Below are 18,721 nucleotides of genomic sequence, written 5' to 3'. Positions count from 1 at the left end.
CGGTACAGGTCCGCGGTGTAGGGGCTGGGCACGAGGTGCGCGGCCAGGTGCTGGGCCCGGGCGGCCTGCCACGCGGCGTAGCCCGTGGGCAGCTCGGGGGATGCCCATGCGCTGGCCACGCGGCAAACACGGCCACAATTTCCTCGCGCTCGGGGCCCGTGAGGGGCGCTCCAGCAGCAGCGGGTAGCGCAGGGGCCCCAAGTGGCGGCGGTACTGGCGGTACAGGTCCGCGGTGTAGGGGCTGGGCACGAGGTGCGCGGCCAGGTGCTGGGCCCGGGCGGCCTGCCACGCGGCGTAGCCCGTGGGCAGCTCGGGGATGCCCATGCGCTGGCCCACGCGGCAAAACACGGCCACAATTTCCTCGCGCTCGGGGCCCGTGAGGGGGCGCTCCAGCACCTCGAAGGCCCGGATGGAGTAGGCGATGAGTAGGAACAGCACGTCGCGGTAGGCCCCGGCGGGGATGGGCCGGCCGCGCTTGGCCTCCACCGCCGCGTGGATGGCAGCCATGGCGTCAATGGCCCGCTCTGCCCCGGCGCGGTCGGCAAACACGATGCGGCGGGCGTAGTCCACCGTCGAAAACAAGCGGCCCAGCGGGTCGGCCGGCAGCCGCCCGGTGAAGTATAGCCAGTCCACGGCCTGGTTGAGGGCAAATTCGGCCGCGGCCCCGGCGAAGATGAACAGCACCGTATCGGCCGTGCCCCAGATGCGGCGCACGATGGAGCCGGGGGCCACGAAATAAGTCGTACTCATATTATAAAAGAACTTTGAATTGCAAAGTTAAGCTTGAATCCTCTGAATATTGATTCGCTGCGGGCGCAATTATTCGGGGGCCCCGCGGGCAGACCGTGCGGTGGACGGTAGTTATTTTGCGCCATGAAATACACGCAGTTAACGGATAACATCTTCACCGTTGAGGATTTTATGACCCGGCCGGAATGCCTAGAGAACATTGTGCTGAGCGAAAAAATTGGCTACGAGTTGGCTAAAGTGAACACCGCCGGCGGCAGCCGGGTGCGCACCGACATTCGCAACAACAGCCGGGCTTTTCACGCGAGCGAGGATTTGGCCCAGGCGCTGTGGCAAAAAGCCCAGCCGTTTGTGCCCGCGCAACTGGGCCACAGCCAGGCCCTGGGCCTCAACGAGTTATTTCGGTTCTACCGCTACCAGCGGGGCCACCAGTTCCGGGGGCATTTCGACGAGAGCTACGTTCGCAACGCGGTCGAGGCGAGCTACTTCACGTTCATGGTGTACCTGAACGACAACTTCCAGGGCGGCGACACCACGTTTCGGGGGCTGCGCATCCGGCCCCGGCAGGGCATGGCGCTCATTTTTCTGCACAGCTTATTTCACGAAGGCAGCGAAGTGACGTAGGGCGTGAAGTATGTGCTGCGCTCCGACGTGATGTACCGCACGGCGGCCCCGTAGGGCCCCAGGGCAGGGGCCGGGTTGGAGCAGCAGCAGCGCGGGGCCGCGTGGCCGCGAAATACTGCTACCTTTCCACGCCAACATCCAAGCCCTAAGCCCATGCTCCGTACCCTTGCTGCGCTCTTTTCCCTGTTGTTTTTGCTAACCACCAGCCCGCCCGCCGGGGCCCAAACCAAGCCCGCCGGGCCCGTGCGGGTGGGCGTGGCGGGCCTCACCCACGCCCACGTGCACGGCATCCTGGGCCGCGCCAAGCGGGGCGACCTTGAAATTGTGGGTATCGCCGAGCCCAACCGGGCGCTGGCCGAGCGCCTGGCCAAGCAGTACGGGTTCAGTATGAAGCTGGTGTACAGCTCGCTGGATGAGATGTTGAAGAAAACCAAGCCCGAAGCCGTTACGGCGTTTGGCAGCATCTACGAGCACCTGGCCGTGGTGCAGGCCTGCGCGCCGCGCGGCATCCACGTGATGGTGGAGAAGCCGCTGGCCGTGAGCGTGGACCACGCCCGCCAGATGGCCGCCCTGGCCACGAAGCACCACATCCACCTGCTCACCAACTACGAAACCACCTGGTACGGCTCCAACCGCCGGGCCTACGAGCTGGTGGATCAGGAAAAAGCCATCGGCGAAATCCGCAAAGTGGTGGTGCACGACGGCCACCAGGGGCCCCAGGAAATCAACGTGAACAAGGAATTCCTGGACTGGCTGACGGACCCGGTGCAAAACGGCGGTGGGGCCCTCATCGATTTTGGCTGCTACGGCGCCGACCTGCTCACGTGGCTCATGCACGGCGCCCGGCCCACGTCGGTCACGGCCGTCACGCGGCAGCTCAAGCCCGCGGTGTACCCCAAAGTGGACGACGACGCCACGATTCTCGTGAACTACCCCGGGGCCGAGGGCGTCATCCAGGCGTCGTGGAACTGGCCGTATGCGCGCAAGGACATGGAAATTTACGGCCAAACGGGCGCCGTGTTTACCGTCGACGGCAGTCACATGCGCGTGCGGCTCAGCGAAAAGCAGCCGGCCCAGGACCTGACCGCCCCCGCGCCCCCGGCGCCCTACGACGAGCCGTTTGCCTACCTGGCGGCCGTGGTGCGCGGCACCGCCCCGGAAGACGTGCTCTCCGCGCTGCCCACCAACCTGGTAGTGGTGGAGATTCTGGAAGCCGCCCGGCAGTCGGCCAAGGAAGGCAAAACGGTGTACCTCGCGAAGTAAAAACGCCCGGCTGCCGGACGCAAGTAGGGCCCAGCGATGCGTCGCTGGGGCCCTACTTGCGTCCGGTATGTTCTTCCCCGGGGCCCTAATTCAGCACCTTTTCAATGACTGGCTTGCGCTTGTAGAAGAACAGAATCAGCAGCGGCAGCAGCGTAAGCTCGGCCACCACGCCGAAGAGCAGCGTGAGGCCGATGAGGAAGCCGACGTAGAATGTGCCGTCAAAGGACGAAAACAGCAGCGTGGAGAAGCCGCCGACCAGAATCAGCGACGTGACGATGACGGCTTTGCCGGCCAGCAGGTAAGTGTGGCGCACGGCCCGGAACACGGACGTTTCGTGGGCCAGGGTGAGGCGCAACTTGCTGATGAAGTGGATAGTGTCGTCCACCGCGATGCCGAAGGCGATGGTGAAGATGATGCTCGTGCTCACCTTCATGCTCACGCCGGCCAGGCCCATCACGCCGGCCACGATGAGGATGGGCACCAGGTTGGGGATGAGCACGATGATGGTCATTTTGAACGATTTGAACAGCGCCAGCACGATGAGCGTGACCATGAGGATATCGATGCTCATGCCGGTTATCATGTTGAGCGTCAGGTTCTCGTTGTTCTTGTCAATCAGGTTCGACGAGCCCGTGAGGCGCGTGCCCAGCACCGTGGAGTCGATGCGGGTGCGCAGGAACTGGCGCAGCCCGGCGTTCAGCGCGTCGGCCCGGATGCTGCCCACGTCGGCCATGCGGCCGGTGAGGCGGCCGGCGCTGCCGTCGGGCAGCACCAGGGCCCTAAACTCGGGTTTCTTGCGGAACAGGCGCAGCTTGCTTTGCAGCCCGCGCAGCTCGGCCGAGTCGGCGGGCAGGCGGTACGCTTCGAGCCCGCCGCCGTGCAGCGCCTTGCGCACCGACTTGACGAGCGTGACCGGCGAGGCGGCGAAGCGCAGGCCGTAGGGCCCCCGCAGGTAGTCCTCGATGCGGGCGGTTTCGCGCAGCACGGCTAGGTCGTACACGGTGCGGCCGGGGGCCGGCTTCAGCTCCAGCTCGAAGGGCCGCACGCCGGCGAACTGCTTCTCAAAAAAGAAAAAATCCTGCCGCACGGGGTCGTTCTTCGACAAATCGTCGAGCAGCATGGAGTTGATGTGCACCCGCGTGGCCAGCCCGATGGAGGCCGCCACCACCAGCCCGCTGACCACGAAAATGAGCCGCCGCCGCGCCAGCACCTGCCGGAACAGGCGGCTCAGCACGCCGTCCCAGCTGTGGCCCTGGCTGCGCGCCACCCGCAGCTGCGGCTTCTTAAGGAGCGTGAGCAGCGCCGGCAACAGCGTGAAGCTGAGCACGAACGCCAGCAGCACGGCGATGCCCGTGAACAGCCCAAAGTTGTAGATGGGCCGGATGGAGCTGGTCATCAGCGTGAAAAAGCCCAGGCTGGTTGTCACGGCCGACAGTGCCGAGCCAAACCCCGATTCCTTGATGGTGACCCACAGGGCATCCTTTTTGCTGGCCCCGTAGCCCAGCTCGGCCACGTAGCGCGTGATGATGTGCACCGTGTCGGAGGTGCCCACCACGAACATCATCACCGGCAGCAGGGCCGTCATCAGGTCGATGCGCACCCCGCAGGCCCCCATCACGCCCAGGCCCCACAAAATGGCCCCCAGCACCACCACCAGCGGCAGCACCACGCCCCACCAGGTGCGAAACGTGAACCACAGCAGCCCCGTCACGAGCAGCACCGAGAGGCTCATGAACACCGCCAACTCGCGCTGGAGCCGGTCCACGAACACCGACTGGGCCACGGCGCGGCCCGCCAGGTGGTAGCTGCTTTCGGGGAAGCCGTAGCGCTTCAGGCCCCCGCGCAGCACGGCCAGCAGCGAATCGCCGGGCGGCTTTTTGAGGTCGGGCGTGGTTTGCACCACCAGGGCCACGGCCCGGGCGTTGGGGCTGAACACGTTGCCCACCAAGCCCGGCGTGCGGTAAATCAGGGTGGAGTCGCGGGCCCGCTGGGTGGGGTCGGCGCGGTAAGCGCCCGGGCGCAGGTAGGGCAGGTTGAAGAAGCCCAGGCCCTCCACCACGGGGTTGGCCAGGGTGGTGGGGGAGGTGACGGCCACCACGTGCCGCTGCCGCTGGGCCAGCCGCGTGAGCGAATCGACGCGGCCCAGGAAATCGGCGTCGAACACGGTACGGCCCCGGGGGGCCTCCAGGCCCAGCAGCAGGTAGTCGTTGTCGTTGCCGAAGCGCTTGGTGTAGCCCTGGTAGTAGTCCAGGTCGGGGTGCCGGCGGGGTAGAAGTCGTTGAAATTGTAGTTGAACCGCAGCTGGGCCACGTAAAAGGCGCTGAGAGCGGAGAGCAGCCCCAGCACGAGCAGGGCGAAGTAAGCGGAGCGGCGAAGGGACATAAACGGAAGGGGCGCAAAACCAGGTTTTGCGGGAAAAGCGGGGCCCCGGCCGGCCGCGCCACAGTGTCGGCCGCGCGTGCTATCTTGCGTAGCGGCGGGTCGAAAACGCCCGCTTTCCTCCTTTTGTTTCTATCCACTCATTTCCTTTTCCAGCCGTGAAGAATACCCTGCTCGCCCTCGCCCTGTTCGCCACCAGCGCCACCGTCTTCGCCCACACGGGCCCCGGCAAGCCCGCCGCCAAGAAAGACAACTGCACCGGCATGGCCGCCACCCAGTGCACCAAAGGCATGGCCACCGGCAACATGGCCGGCATGCCCGCCTGCTGCCGCGCCAAAATGGCCGCCGCTAAAACCGCCGGGGCCCCCGCCGCTTCCAAGCCGATGGCCAAAACGATGTAAGGATTGCGCGTTTGTGCGCGTGAGAAGGGCCGCTCTGGTGAAGAGCGGCCCTTTTTGTTTAGGCTACGATTTTAGCGTCGCCTCGCTCGCGCAACAGTTGCCGGGCGGCGGATAGTGCATTCGCTACCAATTTGTTGTCCGCTACAATTTGCTCCAGCTCTTCGGTTGATTTTCGAGAGAATTTCCTCTTAAACTCCTCTACTTCCTCTTGCTGCTGCTGGGCAATTTTCTTGTCTGATGGTTTGACTAGGGCTGCAAGGAAACGATTGATTTTCTTGCTATTGGTAGCGTAGACCAGCACGCCAAATAGCAGCATGAGTGGGCTCAAACCGATACGAAGCTCGTCAAACCCAATGCCTACACTCGTTTGAGTAACTGTGAAATTGATCAGGCCGCAAAATCCCAGCACAAAAATCAAAGCCAGGAAATATTTATAATATTTTCGCAGCCAAAAAAATGAAACTACAGAAGCCGCCGTAGCTGCGAGGGCCCCGTAGTGCTTGGTAGTCAGCGCAAAACCATAGGTAGTGCCGTCTAACTCCACGGTGCCCCCCAGAGCGGTGACGATGGTGCTGATGCAGCAGCCTGCCAGGACCAGCACGGGCAGTAGCGGCGCGTAGCGTTTGTACAGAGGCAGTTGTAGTGCTTCATTCATGAAGCCAAAAATAATGCGGCGGTTTGCTGATTGACGGTGCAAAACCCGAAAAAAGATTGGCCTGCCGCTGCGCCGTATTTTTGGGCCCCGTGGCAATCTGCTTGCCATGCGTACCTGCTTTTCAACATGCGCCAATACCAAGCTCTCCTTCGCCAAATCCTCGACCACGGCACCGTTAAAACCGACCGCACTGGCACCGGCACCAAGTCGATTTTTGGGCCCCAGATGCGGTTCGACCTGGCCGAGGGCTTCCCGCTCGTCACCACCAAAAAGGTGCATTTGAAGAGCATCATCCACGAATTGCTGTGGTTCTTGCAGGGCGACACCAACATTGCCTACTTAAAGGACCACGGCGTGAAAATCTGGGACGAGTGGGCCGACGCCGACGGCAATTTGGGCCCCGTGTACGGCCACCAGTGGCGCTCGTGGCCCGACGGCCACGGCGGCCACATCGACCAGATTAGCCAGATCATCCACCAGCTCAAAACCTCGCCCGACTCACGCCGCATGGTGGTGTCGGCCTGGAACGTGGCCGACCTGCCCGCCATGAAGCTGCCCGCCTGCCACGCCCTGTTCCAGTTTTACGTAGCAGACGGCCGGCTCTCGTGCCAGCTCTACCAGCGTTCGGCCGACGTATTCCTGGGCGTCCCGTTCAACATCGCCTCCTACGCGCTGCTCACGCTGATGGTGGCCCAGGTGACGGGCCTGCAACCAGGTGAGTTCATCTGGACCGGCGGCGACACGCATTTGTACAGCAACCACCTGGAACAGGCCGAGTTGCAGCTCACCCGCGCCCCGCGCCCGCTGCCCCAGATGCGCCTCAACCCGGCCGTAACTGATATCTTCGGCTTCCAGTACGACGACTTTAAGCTGGAGAATTACGACCCGTGGCCGGCCATCAAGGCCCCGGTGGCCGTATAACGATCCGAATGAAAAACTGGATAATCGGGCTGGTATTAGCGGGATGCGGATTACTGGCCGCCCGGCCCGCCCGCGCCCAATACGCCGCCCCCGGCTTCCCGATGCTGCCACAGCGCCGCGAGCCGCCGCCCGCCCCGGGGCCGGCTAAGCTGGTATCGCCCGTGCTGCCGCGCTTCTGGCACGAGCCCGACCCCGAGCGGCAGTCGGCGGGCCGCAACAAGTTTTTCGACTTTGTGTCGGCGCAGGCCAAGTTTCCGGAAGCGGCCCGGCCCACGGCCGCCCAGCCCAACGCCCTGCTGCCCACCGGCCGCCTGCTGGTGAGCATCCAAGTGCGGCCCGACGGCTCGGTGCGCCAGCCCCCGCGCGTCACCAAGCGCGAGCTGGCCCAACCCGAAAGTGCCTACCTCCCCACCGCCCTCCACGCCCTCGACGCCGAGGCCCAGCGGGTGCTGGGGGCTCTGCGCTTCGTGCGCTCCAAAGCCGCGCAGGATTCGCTGCTCGTGCCCATCCGCTTCATCGCGGAGTAGGGGCCCCAAGTCAAGTTGCGCGTTGCGCAATACCTTGCCGCCATGTTAGGCGAACTGCTCGGTTTCCTCGGTGATGTCCTAGTCGATATGATTTTACAACCCTTGCTGGGGGCCCTGTTGGTGGCCCTGGCGTGGGGTGTGCACATTGTGTTTTATCCCCTGCTGCTCGGCATTGGCTGGGCGGGTGCGTGGTGGAAAAGTGACAACGCTTTCGGAGAATTGTGGCGAATTCACGGGCCAGTAGAACTGCACCGCTTGGGCCGGCAGCGTACGCTACTTACCGCGGAATACTCAACCGCGGGGCTGTTGATTGTGCTGGCAATAATGGGGGTAGGTGCGGTCCTCTACGGCGTTGGTAAGCTATTTGGTTTACAGGATTTTCACTGGTAAATATGAAGCACCACTTGTTTGTTCTTTTGTTCTGCTACGGTGTCTCAGCGAAGGCGCAAGGAACAGGAGAGGTTTATGCTGCACCAGGAATGGCGGTCCACTTACAAAGCCCTAAACCTCCCGTACCGGTAAAAGAGAAGGAGCCACCCCTCCCGGCGGTGCTGCCCAGGTTTTGGCATAACGCTGATTCAATGGCCAGAAAGAAAGCGAATATTCAGTTGCTGCGAACCATTCAAAGCCAAGCAAAATACCCTTTCATAGCAGAGAAAGATGGGGTGGAAGGCATAATTTTCGTTCGCGTGATTATAGCGCCGGATGGCAAGCCAATCAAAATGGATGTTATAAGGCGCAGCACAACGGCCAACAATCAAAATGGGGTAGTCGAAGCGTTGGATACTGAGTCTATTCGGGTCATAAGCGCCATAAAATTCGAACCTAAAATCGGAACAATAGATACAATCACAATACCTATTAATTATTCCATCGGGCGATAGTCTGGAAAAGCAGTTCATCAGGTGAAGTAAATTTGGTCGTTTGAATTTTATGCACCACCCGTACCGCCGCCACATTGGCCGTGAAAACCGCGTCGGCCGCCAGCAACTCTTCTTTCGCAAAAATCCCCTCCCGGCACGCTAGGCCCTGCGCCTGGGCTGCGCGCAGCACCTGGGCCCGGCGCACGCCCGCCACGCAGCCGCTGGCCAGCGCGGGCGTGAACAGGGCCCCATCCTTGAGCCAGAAAATGGCCGCGGCACCGGCTTCGGCCACATGCCCGGCGGTGTCGCAGAGAATGATTTCGTCCAGGCCGCGCTGTTGGCGCTCGTGGGCCGCCCGCACGTAGAGCCAGGCTTGAGGCCCTTTGCAGAAGCTGAGCGGCGAAAACAGCGAATGCGTTTCCTGGGCAAAACCGGCTTGGGCAATAGGCGATTCGTCGGGGGCGAAGGATTCGGCGGTGGCCAGCCACTCGGCGGCACCGGTAGGCGGGGTGTAGCGGCCGCCGCCGCCGCGCCACAGTTGCAGGCGCAGGCGAGCGGCGGGCAAGCTTTTGGCGGCGGCCAGGGCCCCCAGCGTGGCGGCCAGGGCTTCTGGCGTGGCTAGGGCATCGGGTAGCGTCAGGTACAGCGCGGCGGCGGCTTGCTGCATCCGGGCGAGGTGGTCGGCGGCGTAGTGTAGGTGGTTTTCCGTGAAAACCAATGTTTCAAAAAAGCCGTCACCGAAGGCCAGGCCGCGGTTGGGCAGGGGCAGGGCGAAGGAATCGGTGGCCACCAACTGGCCGTTGTGAAGTAAGAACATAGTGGCGGCGAGTGCAAACGGGAGTCGTGAAAGGGTGGGGCCCCTGCTTGTACCACCAAGCTGTGCTTGGTGGTACGAGTAAAATCGCTTCCGATTTGAAACTACACTCGCGACTGCCAAATTACTGGCCGGGGCCCCTAGCGATTACCGGGCAGCCGGCGAAAAAGCCGGCAGCCCGGGCCGGGGTTCAAAGGTGGATACCAGGGCTCACCCAAATCGCCCCCAAAATCCGATTAATCCGCCTTAATCTGTAAAATCCGTGATTTAGGCGAGCACGAATTTCTTGCCCGGCAGGGCCCGCACTACGCCCCGAAACTCCAGGCCTAGCAGCAGCGCGGCGACGGCGTGAATGGCCAGCTGGGCCCGCCAGGCGAGGTCGTCCATCTGGGCTTCGCGGCCGGGGGCGGCGGCCAGTACGGCGATGAGGGCGAATTCGTCGGGGCTGAAGTCGTCGGGTGAGTAGGTGGGGGCGGGCTTGAACTTGCCCGAGTGCAGGGCCGCGTCCCAGTTGAGGATGATTTCCAGGTCGCGGGGCTCGGTGTAGATGGCGGCTTTGTTGTTTTTAATCAGCGCGTTGCAGCCCTCGGAGGCCAATGAGCCCAGGTTGCCGGGCACGGCCAGCACGTCGCGGTCGTAGCTCAGGGCCAGCTCGGCGGTGATGAGGGCCCCGCCCTTGATGGCGGCCTCCACCACCACCGTGCCGTCGGCTAGGCCGGTAATGATGCGGTTGCGCTGCGGAAAATTGTACCGGTCGGGCCCCGTGCCGAACGGGAACTCGGTGAGCAGACCGCCCACTTCGCGCATTTTTTCGGCCGTTTTGCGGTGCGCGGCGGGGTAGATGACGTCGAGGCCGGTGGCCATCACGCCCACCGTGGGCAGGCCCTCCTGCAAAGCGGCGCGGTGGGCCAGGATATCGATGCCATACGCCAAGCCGCTGACCACCAGCGGCTGGTGCGGTACCAGGCCCTGCACAATCCGCTCGGTTTGCTCGCGCCCGTACTCCGTGGACTGCCGGGTGCCGACGAGCGCCACGATCTTGGGTGCGTTGAGGTCGGCGGGGCCCTGGTAGTACAGGATGACCGGCGCGTCGGCAATGAGCTTGAGGCGGTTCGGGTAGCGCTTGCTGGTGTAAAACAGAATTTCCACGCCCTCTTTCTCGGCCTGCCGCAGGTCCTTTTCGGCGCGGCTCAGGGCCGTGACGCGCTCAGGGCCCGTGAGGCTGGCCACCATTTTGGGCCCCACGCCGGGGATGCGCCGTAGCTTGCCCGGCGGCATCAGCAGCACGTTTTTAGCCGAGCCGCCGTAGCTCATCAGCTGCCGCGTAATCTGCGGGCCGATGCTGGGAATGAGCGTGAGGGCGAGTTCGTGGAATAAGTCGTCGGTAATCGTTTGGGGCATCGATAGGAGATAAGTCGAGATATAAAATATTGATAATTAATCGTCTGTCATGCTGACGAAGGAAGCATCTTTTCACTCATGAGCGGTTACGTTTAATAGGGAACAGATGCTTCCTCCGTCAGCATGACAGAACTGAATCAGTAGGTCAAAACTGAAATAGTAGCCGCCGCCCTACTCCGGCCGGGCCACGTCCAGCTCCCTCTTTAGGCTTACCAAAAAAGCCCGGACGCGCTCGATGGCCTGCACGGCGTCGATCTTATCCTTGAGCTGGGGGGCCTTCTGCTTGAGCATTTCGCGGGCCCCGGGGATGGTATAGCCGCGCTCCTTGACGAGGTGGAAAATGGTGCGGAACGTGTCGATGTCCTGCGGCGTGTAGAGGCGGTTGCCCTTCTTGCTGCGGCGCGGTTTTAGCTCGTCGAACTCGGTTTCCCAGAAGCGCACCAGCGACTCGGCCACCTTGAACCGGGCGGCCACCTCGCCGATGGTAAAGTATTGTTTTTCAATGATGCGCTCTTTGTAAGGCATGGTGCGGTGGGATTATTTTACGCGGTATTTCTGGCTGATTTCGTCGTAAATCAACAGCATGTCATTGGCCTGGCCCTGCTTGTCGAACACGGCTTCCCAGGTGTTCAGCGGCTCCCAAATGAAGGTTCCTTTGCCCTTACCGCCGGGCAAGGCGAAGGCCACGTCGTTCACTTCGCGCTTGCGCTCGGAGTACTCCACCACCACAATGTCCTGCGGGTAGCGCTTCGCCAAATCGGTCAGGTTGGCCTTCAGGTCTGGGATGGTGCCGTGCCACTTGGGGTAGTACGACTCGCCGATGACGTCAAACGCCACGCCGCGGGCCGCCATTCGGTCGAGCCACAGCGTGGAGTGCCGGTTTTGGCCGCCCAGCGCAATGTGCAGCATCACCAGGGCCCCGGGGTCGGCCTCGCGCACGGCGCGGATGCCGGCCTTCACCAGGCCGGCCAGGGTGTCGAAGCGGGTCAGGCTGTCGGCATGCTGCACGTCGCCGTCGGGCCACAGCAGGCCGTGGTTGATTTCGTTGCCCACCTGCACCATGTCGGGCGGCGTGCCCTGGGCGGCCAGGGCCCCCAGCACTTCCTTGGTGTAGTCGTACACGGCGGCTTCCAGGGCGGGGCCGCTTAAGCCTTTCCAGGCCAAGGGCTTGAACTGCTTCTGCGGGTCGGCCCAGGTGTCGGAGTAGTGGAAGTCGAGCAGCAGCTTGAGGCCGGCCGCCCGCACGCGCTTGGCCATCGCCAAGGTGTGCGGCAGGTCGCAGAACCCTTTGCCGGGCGAGTAGCCGCTGTCGGCGGCGGGGTTATTGAATATGCGCAGCCGGATGTAGTTGAAGCCGTGCTCTTTGAGAATTTGAATGGCGTCTTTCGGGCCGGTTTTATCGGCGAACTTCACGCCCCGGGCCTCCAACTGGGGCAGGAAGGAAATGTCGGCCCCAAGCACCTTGCCCAGCCGGGGCGGGCGCGGCCCCGAGGCCCCCACGGCACCGCCCCCCAGCAGCAGCAAAACGGCCAGCGCGAGCGGCCGGTGCAGTAAATTCAGCGAAAACGAACGCATCAGGGGCGGGGAAGGGCGAAGGGAAGAGGCGGGGCGAGGCAGAAGCCGCAAGTTAGGGGCCCGGGCCCTACCGGGCCGCGGGGCCCCGGCGCTACCTTTGCGGGGCCGGCCCCGCGGCCCACCCACAACCGCCGCGGGCCCCTAATTCGCTTTTTTCTGCTTCCCCATGTCGCTCCCCACCGCCGCGCACGTCCGCCAGCAATTCCTCGATTTCTTCGCCTCCAAGGGCCACCACATCGTGCCCTCGGCCCCGCTGGTGGTGAAAGACGACCCCACGCTGCTGTTCATCAACAGCGGCATGGCCCCGTTTAAAGACTACTTTCTGGGCAACCGCCCCGCGCCGTTCAAGCGCATTGCCGATACGCAGAAGTGCCTGCGCGTGAGCGGCAAGCACAACGATTTGGAGGAGGTGGGCTACGACACCTACCACCACACCATGTTCGAGATGCTGGGCAACTGGTCGTTTGGCGACTACTTCAAAAAGGACGCCATTGCCTGGGCCTGGGAGCTGCTGACGGACGTGTTTAAGCTCGAGAAAGACCGGCTCTACGTCACGTACTTCGAGGGCGACAAGGGCGACGGCTTGGGCCCTGACGCCGAAACGCAGGCCCTGTGGCGCCAGTACACCACCGACGACCGCATCCTGCCCGGCAACAAGAAGGACAACTTCTGGGAGATGGGCGACACGGGCCCCTGCGGCCCCTGCACCGAAATCCATGTGGACCTGCGCACCGCCGAGGAGCGCGCCCAAACCCCGGGCCACCAGCTGGTGAACGCCGACCACCCGCAGGTGGTGGAGGTGTGGAACAACGTGTTCATGGAGTTCCAGCGCTTGGCCGACAAGTCGCTCATCAAGCTGCCCGCCCAGAGCGTGGACACCGGCATGGGCTTCGAGCGCCTGATGATGGCCGTGTCGGGCGTGCGCTCGAACTACGACACCGACGTGTTTCAACCGCTCATCCAGTTCATTGCCAAAGAGGTAGGCATTGAATACCACGGCACCTCGCCGGCCACGGTGAACGACCAGCCGGCCACCGAAAACGAGAAAACCGACATCGCCATCCGGGTGCTGGCCGACCACATCCGCGCCATTGCCTTCACCATCGCCGACGGCCAGCTGCCGAGCAACGTGAAGGCCGGCTACGTCATCCGCCGCATCCTGCGCCGGGCCGTGCGCTACGCTTTTTCGAGCCTGAACCAGAAGCAGCCTTTCTTATATAAGCTCGTGCCGGTGCTGGCCGACCAGATGCGCAATATCTTTCCCGAGCTAAAAGCCCAGCAGGCTTTCGTGACGCGCGTGATTGAGGAAGAGGAAATTGCGTTCCTGAAAACGCTTGAAACCGGCCTGCGCCGGCTCGATGCGCTGGAGGAAGCCGCTCACGCCAACGGCGGCGTCATCGACGGTGCCACGGCCTTCGAGCTGAGCGACACCTTTGGCTTTCCGCTGGACCTCACGGCACTCATCGCCCGCGAAAAAGGGCTGACGGTGGACGAAGCCGGTTTCCAGCAGGCGCTGGCCCAGCAGAAAAACCGCAGCCGCAACGCCCAGGAAACCGAGCAGAGCGACTGGGTGACCGTGGCCGACGCCGAGGGCCCCAACGTGTTCGTGGGCTACGACCACGACGAGGCCACCGCTCGCCTGCTGCGCTACCGCAAAATCGACAAAAAGGGCAAGACCGAGTACCAATTGGTGCTCGACCAGACGCCGTTCTACGCCGAAAGCGGCGGCCAGATTGGCGACACAGGCTACCTCGAAAGCGACCTGGATAAGTTGCGCGTGCTGGACACGAAGCGCGAAAACGACCTCATCATTCACACAGTGCTAGAGCTGCCGCAGGAGCTGACGGCCGAGTTCCGGGCGCGGCCCGATGCGGCCCGGCGGACGCTCATCCGCAACAACCACACGGCCACGCACTTGCTGCAAGCCGCCTTGCGCCGCGTGCTCGGCGACCACGTGCAGCAGAAAGGCTCGCTGGTGAACGAGAAGCTGCTGCGCTTCGACTTTTCGCACTTCACGAAGGTGACGGAAGGGCAGCTTCGCGAGATTGAGCAAATTGTCAACGAGCGCATCCGCCGGCAAATCCCGCTCGACGAGCGCCGCAACGTGCCCATCGCCGAAGCCAAAAACCTGGGCGCCATGGCCCTGTTCGGCGAGAAGTATGGCGAGTTCGTGCGCGTCATTACCTTCGACAAATACTACTCGGTGGAGCTGTGCGGGGGCTTGCACGTGGCCAACACGGGCAGCATCGGCTACTTCAAAATCGTGGCCGAAAGCGCCGTGGGGGCCGGTGTGCGCCGCATCGAGGCCGTGACGGCCGGCACCGCCGAAGCCTACGTGGACCAGCAACTCGACCTGCTCGGCCAGGTGCGCGAGGCCCTCGGCAACCCCCAGCATTTGCTGACGTCGCTCGAAAAGCAAACCGAGGAAATAGGGGCCCTGCGCAAGCAAATCGAGCAGTTTGCCCAGCAAAGCATCAACCAGCAGAAGGACCAGCTCGCCGGCCAGGTGAAGCCGCTGAACGGCGTGAACTTCCTCGCCGCCCAGGTGCAAGCTGCCAGTGCCGAGGGTCTCAAAACCCTGGCCTTCAACCTGCGCCAGGCCGTGCCCAACCTCGTGCTGGTGCTCGGCGCCGAAATCGACGGCAAGCCCCAGTTGGCCGTGATGCTCGACGACGAGTTGGCCAAAGCCGGCAAGCTCAACGCCACGGCGTTGGTGCGCGAGCTGGCCAAGGAAATCCAGGGCGGCGGCGGCGGCCAGCCGTTCTTCGCCACCGCCGGCGGCAAAAACCTGGCGGGCCTGGGCGCGGCCATCGCCAAGGCCGAAGGGTTGGTTGAGCAGGCGACCCGCTAGCACGGGTTCAGCAACGACGCATGGGGCCCCGGGGCGACGCTAATCTTGGCGTGGTTCTGGGGCCCCATGCGCCGTTATTTGGTAAGAGCAGTTGTGTGTAGAGGGCTGCTTGGACGCACTGAGGCGTGTTAATGCGGCGCTTTTAAGCGAACCTTCAAACCAAAAGGGCCCGTGGCCTGCCCCGCGAAAATAGTATTAACCGGGCTGGGTTGGGGTTAGAATGGTTTTGCGGCGGCGCAGGCAAGGAGGGGGACCCGTAGCCGCACCAATGGGGCCTCGGCGGCGCGCGGCTCCGGGTGCAAGCGGCGGCTCGTTGGCCCAGCCAATCAGTGGTATAAGTTGTGATGGTAACAATTGGAAACGTTTGCGTTTATATATTTAAGCGCCAAAGCAACAATTTTGCCTGCGAAGGCGCTTCACACTACTGCCCTTTCCTACCCATGATGACCTTCAAGTTAAACGTTTTAGCACTGGCAATTTTTGGTCAGACAGCTTGCTCGCAAGCTCCCTCCACCAAGGCCAAAACGCAAGCCCTGTTCGATGGCAAAACCATCGCCGGCTGGCACACCTACCTCAAGCCCACCGCCGAGCCGGCCTGGGAAGTGGTGGACGGGGCCCTGCAACTGAACCCCAAAGCGCCTGGCCAGGGCGACCTGGTGACGGACGGCGAGTACGAAAACTACGAGCTGAACTTGGAGTGGAAAATCTCGCCGGAGGGCAACAGCGGCATCATCTTCGGGGTGCACGAGGACCCGGCCTTCGCGGCCACCTACGAAACGGGCATCGAAATGCAGGTGCTTGACAACAAGGGCGCCGAGGACAACAAGAAGGCCACCCACCTGGCCGGCTCGCTCTACGACATGCAAGCCCCCGCCAAGGACGTGGCCAAGCCCGCCGGCGAGTGGAACCGGGTGAAGCTGCGTAAGGACAACGGCCACCTCACCTTCTTCCTGAACAACACCAAAATTGTGGACGTGCAGATGGGCAGCCCCGCTTGGGACGCCCTGCTGGCGAACAGCAAATTCAAGACGTGGAAGAACTTTGGGGCCTACCCCAAGGGCCACATCGCCCTGCAAGACCACGGCCACGAGGTCGCCTTCCGGGCCATCACCATCACGCAACTTTAAGCTGAGCTGCTACGCATGGATAATTTTCAAATCAAGGAATCGCCCACCGTGTACGACGCCATTGTGGTGGGCTCGGGGGCCGGGGGCGGCATGGCCGGCTACGTGCTGGCCCACGCCGGCTTGAAGGTGCTGATGCTGGAAGCCGGCCCGTTTTTCGACCCCGTGAAGGACGCGCTGCAACTCAAGTTTTCCTACGAGTCGCCGCGCCGGGGGGCCTCCACCACCCGGCCGTTTGGCGATTTTGACGCCGCGTTTGGAGGCTGGGAGCTGGAAGGCGAGCCGTACACGACCAAGGACAAAACCGAGTTCAACTGGTTCCGCTCGCGCATGCTGGGCGGCCGCACCAACCATTGGGGCCGCATTTCGCTGCGTATGGGCCCCCTGGATTTCAAGAGCCACCAGCTGGACGGCCTGACCGACGACTGGCCCATTACCTACGACGAGGTGAAGCCATTCTACGACAAGGTGGACCGCCTGATTGGGGTGTACGGCACGGTGGAAGGCCTGCCCAACGAGCCCGACGGCATCTTCCTGCCGCCGCCCAAGCCCCGCCTCAACGAGTTGTTTATCAAGCAAGGCGCGGCCAAGGCGGGCGTGAAAGTGATTGCCGGCCGGGGCTCGGTGCTGACGGAGGCGTTGCCGGGCAACAAGGACCGCGGGGCCTGCTTTTTCTGCGGGCAGTGCGGGCGCAGCTGCAAGGTGTACGGCGACTTCTCGGCCTCGTCGTGCCTGGTGATTCCGGCCCTGAAAACCGGCAACCTACAGGTCATCACCAACGCCATGGTGCGCGAGGTGCTGACCGGGGCCAACGGCCTGGCCACCGGCGTGTCGTACGTCGACAAAAACGACTTGCAGGAGTACCAGGTGAAGGCCAAAATCGTCATTCTGGGGGCCAGCGCGGGCGAATCGGCGCGGCTGCTGCTCAACTCGAAATCGGTGAACCACCCCAACGGGCTGGCCAACAGCAGCGGCGTGGTGGGCAAGTACCTGCACGACTCGACCGGGGCCAGCCTGGGCGGCTTCTTGCCCCAGCTCATGGACCGCAAGCGCTACAACGAGGACGGGGTGGGCAGCGTGCACATCTACACGCCGTGGTGGCTGGACAACAAGAAGCTGGACTTCCCGCGCGGCTACCACATCGAGTACGGCGGCGGCATGCACATGCCCGCCTACGGCTTCGGCCGGGGCATCCAGAACCTGAACGGCCTGGTGCCCGGCCGCGACGGCAAGTTGCAGGAGCCCGGCGGCTTCGGCGCTTCGCTGAAGGACGATTACCGCCGCTTCTACGGCACGCAGGTGGGCATGGCGGGCCGGGGCACGGCCATCGCACGGGAGGACAACTACTGCGAAATTGACCCCGACGTGGTGGACAAATTTGGTATTCCGGTCCTGAAATTCCACTACAAGTGGACCGATGCCGAGGTGAAGCAGGCCAAGCACATGCAGGAAACCTTCCAGTCCATCATGCACGAGATGGGCGGCATCATCACCTCCAAAATCCCCGGGGCCGACACCAACTACGGCCTGGAGGCCCCCGGCAAGATCATCCACGAGGTGGGCACCGTGCGCATGGGCGACGACCCCAAGAAGTCGGCCCTCAACAAGTGGTGCCAGGCGCACGACTGCCGCAACCTGTTCGTGGTCGATGCTTCGCCATTTGTGCAGCAGGGTGATAAAAACGCCACCTGGACCATCCTGGCCCTGTCGATGCGCACCAGCGAGTACATTTTGGACCAGCGCAAGCGCGCCAGCCTGTAGCTTTTTTTCTTATTATTTCCGATGAAAAGACGCGAATCCTTAAAGGCCATCGGCCTGGCCACCCTCGCTACCGGCCTGCTGCTGGACAGCGGCTGCCGCCCCGATACGGCCCAGGCCCCGCCCGGGGCCCCCAAGCCGGGCGAAGCGCCCGCCGATGAGGCCGGCCGCCAGCCCTTCGAAATAGCCCGCGACAAAGCCCTGCACGCCGAAACGTTCTTCACGCCGCACGAAATGGCCACGATTACGGTCCTAGCGGATATCATCATTCCCAAGGATGCGAAGTCGGGGAGTGCGTCGGACGCCAAGGTGCCTGAGTTTATTGAGTTCATTGCCAAGGACATGCCCGAGCACCAGCTGCCCCTGCGCGGCGGGCTGCGCTGGCTGGACTTGCAGTGCGCCACGCGCTACGGCCAGCCGTTTAAGGGCTGCGCCGCGCCGCAGCAGCTGGAAATGGTGACCAAAATAGCCTACCCTAAGCGCGCCACCCGCGACCTGCTGCCGGGCGTGACGTTCTTCAACCGCATGCGCGACCTCACGGCCACGGGCTTCTTCAGCAGCAAGATGGGCATGGCCGACATCGGCTACGTGGGCAACGCGCCCAACCGCTGGACCGGCGTGCCCGCCGACGTGCTCAAGCAGTACGGCATGGAATCCGACACCTAGCAGCGGCGGTAATAACTGATGCAAAACAGGGCCCCCGGTAACCCTACCAACTTGGTAGGTTACCGGGGGCCCTGTTTCGTTGGGCCGCCTAGCGCCACGGGCGGGAAGTTTACCGGGCCCCCAGGGGCCCCGGAGCCCGGCGCCGGCCGGTG

General features: G+C 63.3%; 18 protein-coding genes. 11 read left to right on the top strand and 7 right to left on the bottom strand.

What is annotated here, in order from left to right:
• On the bottom strand, positions 1 to 750 hold a 750-nt coding region (locus BEN49_RS24885), incomplete at its 3' end, for an oxygenase MpaB family protein (protein ID WP_083326469.1).
• A gap of 123 nt (positions 751 to 873) precedes the next feature.
• On the opposite strand from BEN49_RS24885, the gene BEN49_RS24880 reads away from it, so the two are divergent.
• Complete coding sequence (locus tag BEN49_RS24880; RefSeq protein WP_070747757.1) at positions 874 to 1,371, top strand: 2OG-Fe(II) oxygenase; 498 nt, start codon at positions 874 to 876, stop codon at positions 1,369 to 1,371.
• A 153-nt stretch (positions 1,372 to 1,524) separates the two neighbouring features.
• Entirely contained in the window at positions 1,525 to 2,634 is a 1,110-nt protein-coding gene (locus tag BEN49_RS24875; RefSeq protein ID WP_070747754.1) for a Gfo/Idh/MocA family protein, read from the top strand.
• An 85-nt stretch (positions 2,635 to 2,719) separates the two neighbouring features.
• Here the strand turns inward: BEN49_RS24875 and BEN49_RS24870 are convergent, their stop codons facing one another.
• Entirely contained in the window at positions 2,720 to 4,798 is a 2,079-nt protein-coding gene (locus BEN49_RS24870; protein WP_239692103.1) for an efflux RND transporter permease subunit, read from the bottom strand.
• A gap of 373 nt (positions 4,799 to 5,171) precedes the next feature.
• Here BEN49_RS24870 and BEN49_RS24865 point away from each other — a divergent pair, with 373 nt between their 5' ends.
• Positions 5,172 to 5,414 carry a hypothetical protein gene (locus tag BEN49_RS24865; RefSeq protein ID WP_070747751.1) on the top strand — a complete coding sequence of 81 codons (243 nt, stop codon included), beginning with the start codon at positions 5,172 to 5,174 and terminating at the stop codon, positions 5,412 to 5,414.
• Positions 5,415 to 5,472: 58 nt separating this feature from the next.
• On the opposite strand, the gene BEN49_RS24860 is transcribed toward BEN49_RS24865, so the two are convergent.
• Positions 5,473 to 6,111 (bottom strand): hypothetical protein, encoded by a 639-nt coding sequence (locus BEN49_RS24860; protein WP_125917240.1) that lies wholly within the window; start codon positions 6,109 to 6,111, stop codon positions 5,473 to 5,475.
• A gap of 84 nt (positions 6,112 to 6,195) precedes the next feature.
• Here BEN49_RS24860 and BEN49_RS24855 point away from each other — a divergent pair, with 84 nt between their 5' ends.
• From BEN49_RS24855 to BEN49_RS26200, 4 genes are read left to right on the top strand one after another with little or no spacing between them, the layout of a single operon-like run.
• Positions 6,196 to 6,990 (top strand): thymidylate synthase, encoded by a 795-nt coding sequence (locus BEN49_RS24855; protein ID WP_070747763.1) that lies wholly within the window; start codon positions 6,196 to 6,198, stop codon positions 6,988 to 6,990.
• 8 nt (positions 6,991 to 6,998) lie between these two features.
• Positions 6,999 to 7,517, top strand: a complete 519-nt coding sequence (locus BEN49_RS24850; protein WP_125917238.1) for a hypothetical protein — start codon at positions 6,999 to 7,001, stop codon at positions 7,515 to 7,517.
• Positions 7,518 to 7,559: 42 nt separating this feature from the next.
• Positions 7,560 to 7,907, top strand: coding sequence for a hypothetical protein (locus BEN49_RS24845; RefSeq protein WP_070747742.1), 348 nt, complete (start codon positions 7,560 to 7,562; stop codon positions 7,905 to 7,907).
• A gap of 2 nt (positions 7,908 to 7,909) precedes the next feature.
• Positions 7,910 to 8,401, top strand: coding sequence for a TonB family protein (locus BEN49_RS26200; protein WP_083326468.1), 492 nt, complete (start codon positions 7,910 to 7,912; stop codon positions 8,399 to 8,401).
• On the opposite strand, the gene BEN49_RS24840 is transcribed toward BEN49_RS26200, so the two are convergent.
• The 4 genes from BEN49_RS24840 to BEN49_RS24825 form a co-directional block, all read right to left on the bottom strand.
• A complete protein-coding gene (locus tag BEN49_RS24840; RefSeq protein WP_070747739.1) occupies positions 8,379 to 9,197 on the bottom strand; it encodes an aminotransferase class IV in 819 nt (272 codons plus the stop codon). The two genes, BEN49_RS26200 and BEN49_RS24840, sit on opposite strands and share 23 nt — an antisense overlap.
• 264 nt (positions 9,198 to 9,461) lie before the next feature.
• On the bottom strand, positions 9,462 to 10,595 hold the full coding sequence (gene dprA / locus BEN49_RS24835; protein WP_239692102.1) for a DNA-processing protein DprA: 1,134 nt from the start codon (positions 10,593 to 10,595) through the stop codon (positions 9,462 to 9,464).
• 171 nt (positions 10,596 to 10,766) lie between these two features.
• Entirely contained in the window at positions 10,767 to 11,120 is a 354-nt protein-coding gene (locus tag BEN49_RS24830; RefSeq protein ID WP_070747735.1) for a MerR family transcriptional regulator, read from the bottom strand.
• 12 nt (positions 11,121 to 11,132) lie between these two features.
• Complete coding sequence (locus BEN49_RS24825; protein ID WP_070747732.1) at positions 11,133 to 12,170, bottom strand: glycoside hydrolase family 53 protein; 1,038 nt, start codon at positions 12,168 to 12,170, stop codon at positions 11,133 to 11,135.
• A gap of 166 nt (positions 12,171 to 12,336) precedes the next feature.
• On the opposite strand from BEN49_RS24825, the gene alaS reads away from it, so the two are divergent.
• From alaS to BEN49_RS24805, 4 genes are all read left to right on the top strand, one after another.
• Positions 12,337 to 15,021: an alanine--tRNA ligase gene (alaS, locus tag BEN49_RS24820; protein ID WP_070747729.1), complete on the top strand. Its 2,685-nt coding sequence runs from the start codon at positions 12,337 to 12,339 to the stop codon at positions 15,019 to 15,021.
• A 440-nt stretch (positions 15,022 to 15,461) separates the two neighbouring features.
• Positions 15,462 to 16,148, top strand: coding sequence for a 3-keto-disaccharide hydrolase (locus BEN49_RS24815; protein ID WP_239692101.1), 687 nt, complete (start codon positions 15,462 to 15,464; stop codon positions 16,146 to 16,148).
• 15 nt (positions 16,149 to 16,163) lie between these two features.
• Entirely contained in the window at positions 16,164 to 17,906 is a 1,743-nt protein-coding gene (locus BEN49_RS24810) for a GMC family oxidoreductase (protein ID WP_070747724.1), read from the top strand.
• Between the two features lie 21 nt (positions 17,907 to 17,927).
• Complete coding sequence (locus tag BEN49_RS24805; RefSeq protein ID WP_070747721.1) at positions 17,928 to 18,569, top strand: gluconate 2-dehydrogenase subunit 3 family protein; 642 nt, start codon at positions 17,928 to 17,930, stop codon at positions 18,567 to 18,569.
• The last annotated feature ends 152 nt before the right edge of the window (positions 18,570 to 18,721 follow it).

It is taken from the genome of Hymenobacter coccineus, from assembly GCF_001816125.1.
GTDB classification, from domain to species: Bacteria; Bacteroidota; Bacteroidia; order Cytophagales; family Hymenobacteraceae; genus Hymenobacter; species Hymenobacter coccineus.
This window is presented reverse-complemented; position numbering and strand designations above follow the sequence as displayed.